Genomic DNA, 3308 nt, shown 5'->3' with positions numbered 1-3308 from the left:
CCGGGGCACGGTCGTCACCGGCACGCGCGGCGGCGGGGTGCAGGGCTGGGAGGCCTCCAACGGCGCCAAGCTGTGGGAGCTCACCGGCGCGCAGACCGACTTCGAGACCGCGGAGGCGGGGCCCGCCGTGCACGGCGACACCGTGTACGTGTGGCGGGACGCCCGGCTCCAGGCCCTCGACGCCCGCACGGGCGTGGAGCGCTGGTCGTACCCGATCGGCGATGCGGCCTCCTGCGCCAACGTCCCCGTACGGGTGGCCCCGGCCGAGGACGGCTGCGTGTACGTCTCCGCCGGGACCCGGGTCCTGTCGATCGACATCGCCGCAGGTCACGTCCGCTGGCACTTCGAGGCCCCGGCCGTCTTCCTGTCCCCGCCCACGTTCGCGCCGGGACCCGCCGTCACCGGCGGCGGGGTGTACCTCTCGGACCACCTCGGCACGGTGTACGCGCTCGACGCCACCACCGGGCAGGACCGCTGGCGGATCGCGACCGAGCCGCGCCAGTCCACCGAGCCGGCGCTCGTCGCCGACGGCAACGTCCACGTCGGCAGCGGCAGCGCGCTGTACACGCTCGACGCGGTCACCGGCACCCCCCGGTGGCGGTTCGCGGCGGGCGGCGAGCTGGTCGGCTCCCCGGTCGTCGCCGACGGCCGGGTGCACTTCGGCTCGGCCGACCACGTCCTGTACACCCTGGACGCGACCGGCGGGCAGCTCCGCTGGAAGCTCGCGACCGGCGGCGAGATCACCGGCTCGCCGGTGGCGAAGGGCGGGGTCGTGTACGCGTGCAGCAAGGACCGCTGCGTGTACGCGCTCGACGCGGTCAAGGGCACGGCGACGGGCAGGGGCGCGGCGGCGCGCTAACGCTGCGGGGGCGGCGGGGGCGGCGGCCGGCCGTCGTCCCGGTCCTGGTCCCGGTCCCGTTCCCAGGCCGGTACGTCGTAGGTCTGGGTCGGGGGCCCGTAGGGCGGCTCCGTGAGGGTCTCGCCCGCCACCGGAGGCACCGGCGGGCCGGTCGGGGGCGCCTCCAGTGCCTCCGGCGGCACCGGCGGCACCTGCGTCCCGGCAGGCTCCGGCGGGTGCTGGTGCCGCGGGGCCCGGTCCACCCGGTGGACGTGCTGCCTCCGGCCCGACATCACGAGCGCGCCGAGGAGCAGCAGGACCCCGCCGCCCAAGGCGATCGCGACCCCGTCGCCGAGCCCCGTGCCGTCGGCGTCGATCGTGAGGCTGCCCTCCGCCTCGCCGATCCGCACCATCCACAGGATGGCGAAGCCGAGGACGATGAGCCCGGCGAGGGCGACGAGCAGGCGGGAGCGGAGGACTACGCCGACGAGGGTGACGAGGGCGGCGAAGGCGAAGGGCAGCAGGATCGAGCCCAGGACGTCGGCCTTGGCGTCGGTGATGCCGGTGAACAGGTCGCCGATGGCGAAGTCGCGCCCGTGACGGCCGTCGTACCAGGCACGGAAGGGGCTCCAGACGGCGGCCGTCGCTCCGGCGAGAGCCAGGACGGAGCCGGCGATGTTGCGGATCATCGTGCCGCCTCCTCGGTGGTCCGGCTCTCGTTCCCGACGCTACGCCGGGTGAGGGGGGCCCGCCACGTGGGACCGCGCCCCCGCTAGGGTGGCGCGGACACGACAGACAGGACGGGGTGCGCGGCGATGGTACGGACGCGTCTGAAGCTCGCGGCGACGCTCACGGTGGTGGTCCTCGCGCTGACCGGTTTCCACACCGGCAAGGGCGGTCACGGCAGCAGCGGCGGCAGCGGGAAGAGCAAGAGCGGCAAGAGCAAGAGCCGGAGCCACTCGGACTCCGACGACGACGATTCGGGCGGCGGCTGCTCCAGCGACGAGCAGGGCAACGACGACTACAGCGGCTCCGGTGGTTCGACGCCCAGTGCCAGCCCTTCGCCCACCTCCGCCGCGGTCGAGGTCGTGGTCGTCGACTGCGTGAAGCCGGCCCAGAAGAAGCGCAGGGGGAAGCCCGCACGCAGGGCGGACACCACGTCGACGCTGAAGATCACCTCGCACGACGCCCTTGAGGGGACGTACGAGGTGACCCTGGAGTTCAAGGGCGTCACGGGTTCCGCGGTCGACACGGCCACGGCCCTCGTCACCGTCGGGGCCTACGAGGACAAGACCTTCGAGGTCGCGATGAAGAACCCGAAGGCCGTCGACAAGGTCAAGAACTGCTACGTGTACGACGTGCGGAAGAAGTAGCGGCCGCGCGGGTCGGTTCCGGCGGATCAGCGTCGTGCGACGGTGACCCATCGAGCGAAGATCCGCCGAGACGGACCGTCGGATCCGCTACCGGAGCCGGTGGGCGCCGCTCCTTCGGGTGAACAGCTCGCCCTGCCGGTCCGCCGGCAGGTTCCCGAGCGTCACCAGGTGGGGGGCGTGCGCGAGGGCCGGGGTGCGGGAGGCGTCCCTGGTGGACCAGAGGGCCCGGACCGTGCCCTGGACGGCCTCCGTCGGGTAGGAGGCGATGACGGCGGCGGCCCCGCGGGCGGCGTCGAGCGCGCCTCCCGGCTCCGTCACCTCGCTGACCAGGCCCGTCTCGTACGCGCGCCGGGCGGAGACCCGTTCGGCGGTGCCCATGAGGGCCATTCGGGCGATTTCCCCGTACGGCATCCTCTGGGCCATGTGGACGGTCTCGAAGGCGGAGACCATCCCGTACGTGGTGTGCGGGTCGAAGAAGGTGGCGCTCTCGCCCGCGATCAGGAACTCCGCCTCGCCGAGCAGGTAGAAGGCCCCGCCGCAGGCCATGCCCTCGACGGCGGCGATCACCGGCTTCCACAGGTCGTTCGCCTTGGGGCCGATGGCGAGCAGGGGATCGTCGATCGTGTACGGGGAGGAGGGCTGCGGCACCCTTCCGGCGTCGTCCCGGTCGATGCCCGTGCAGAAGGCCCGCCCGCCGGCCCCGGTGACGACGATCGCCCGGATCTCGTCCTCGTACCGGAACCCCCGCCAGACGGCGGTGAGTTCGCGGGCCATCTCCAGGGTGACGGAGTTGTGCTTCTCGGGCCGGTCGAGGGTGACGACCGCGACCCCGGTCTCCTTGTCGCGCTCGACGCGGATGCTCATGACCGCTCCAGGAGCCAGCGGGGGACGGTGACGCCGTCGACCTCGGTGAAGGCGACCCGTACGGGGGCGCCGATGCGCAGCCGGGCCGGGTCGACCGAGTTCAGGGGGGCGTCCGGGGCGGCGACGACGTTCCCGACGAGACGGATGCGGGGGGCGTCGAGCAGCTCGACGAGGACGGCGTTGTACGGGGCCTGGGCGGCGTACTCCGGCAGGAGCGGCGGGTGGGGGAGGAC

5 protein-coding genes are annotated in these 3308 nt (G+C 73.7%); 2 read left to right on the top strand and 3 right to left on the bottom strand.

Annotated features, from left to right (window positions below):
• On the top strand, positions 1–859 hold an 859-nt coding region (locus tag CCN56_RS37435; protein WP_143664756.1), incomplete at its 5' end, for a PQQ-binding-like beta-propeller repeat protein.
• On the opposite strand, the gene CCN56_RS37430 is transcribed toward CCN56_RS37435, so the two are convergent.
• On the bottom strand, positions 856–1527 hold the full coding sequence (locus CCN56_RS37430; protein WP_086832163.1) for a hypothetical protein: 672 nt from the start codon (positions 1525–1527) through the stop codon (positions 856–858). The two genes, CCN56_RS37435 and CCN56_RS37430, sit on opposite strands and share 4 nt — an antisense overlap.
• 126 nt (positions 1528–1653) lie before the next feature.
• Between CCN56_RS37430 and CCN56_RS37425 the strand changes: the two genes are divergently transcribed.
• Positions 1654–2211, top strand: a complete 558-nt coding sequence (locus CCN56_RS37425; protein ID WP_086832162.1) for a hypothetical protein — start codon at positions 1654–1656, stop codon at positions 2209–2211.
• A gap of 87 nt (positions 2212–2298) precedes the next feature.
• Here CCN56_RS37425 and CCN56_RS37420 read toward each other — a convergent pair whose 3' ends face one another.
• Positions 2299–3075, bottom strand: coding sequence for an enoyl-CoA hydratase/isomerase family protein (locus CCN56_RS37420; protein WP_086832161.1), 777 nt, complete (start codon positions 3073–3075; stop codon positions 2299–2301).
• Positions 3072–3308: OB-fold domain-containing protein (locus CCN56_RS37415; protein ID WP_256962374.1), on the bottom strand; the 237-nt coding region annotated here is incomplete at its 5' end. The genes CCN56_RS37420 and CCN56_RS37415, both read right to left, overlap by 4 nt.

The sequence above is a fragment of the Streptomyces sp. NRRL B-24572 genome, from assembly GCF_002156145.1.
In the GTDB taxonomy this organism is placed as follows: Bacteria; Actinomycetota; Actinomycetes; order Streptomycetales; family Streptomycetaceae; genus Streptomyces; species Streptomyces vietnamensis.
The sequence above is the reverse complement of the archived record's forward strand: the minus strand, read 5'-3'. Positions and strand labels throughout refer to the sequence as shown.

Coding starts and splice junctions, on each gene's coding strand:
- CCN56_RS37425 (WP_086832162.1), top strand. CDS start 1,654: ATGGTACGGACGCGTCTGAAGCTCGCGGCGACGCTCACGGTGGTGGTC.
- CCN56_RS37420 (WP_086832161.1), bottom strand. CDS start 3,075: ATGAGCATCCGCGTCGAGCGCGACAAGGAGACCGGGGTCGCGGTCGTC.
- CCN56_RS37430 (WP_086832163.1), bottom strand. CDS start 1,527: ATGATCCGCAACATCGCCGGCTCCGTCCTGGCTCTCGCCGGAGCGACG.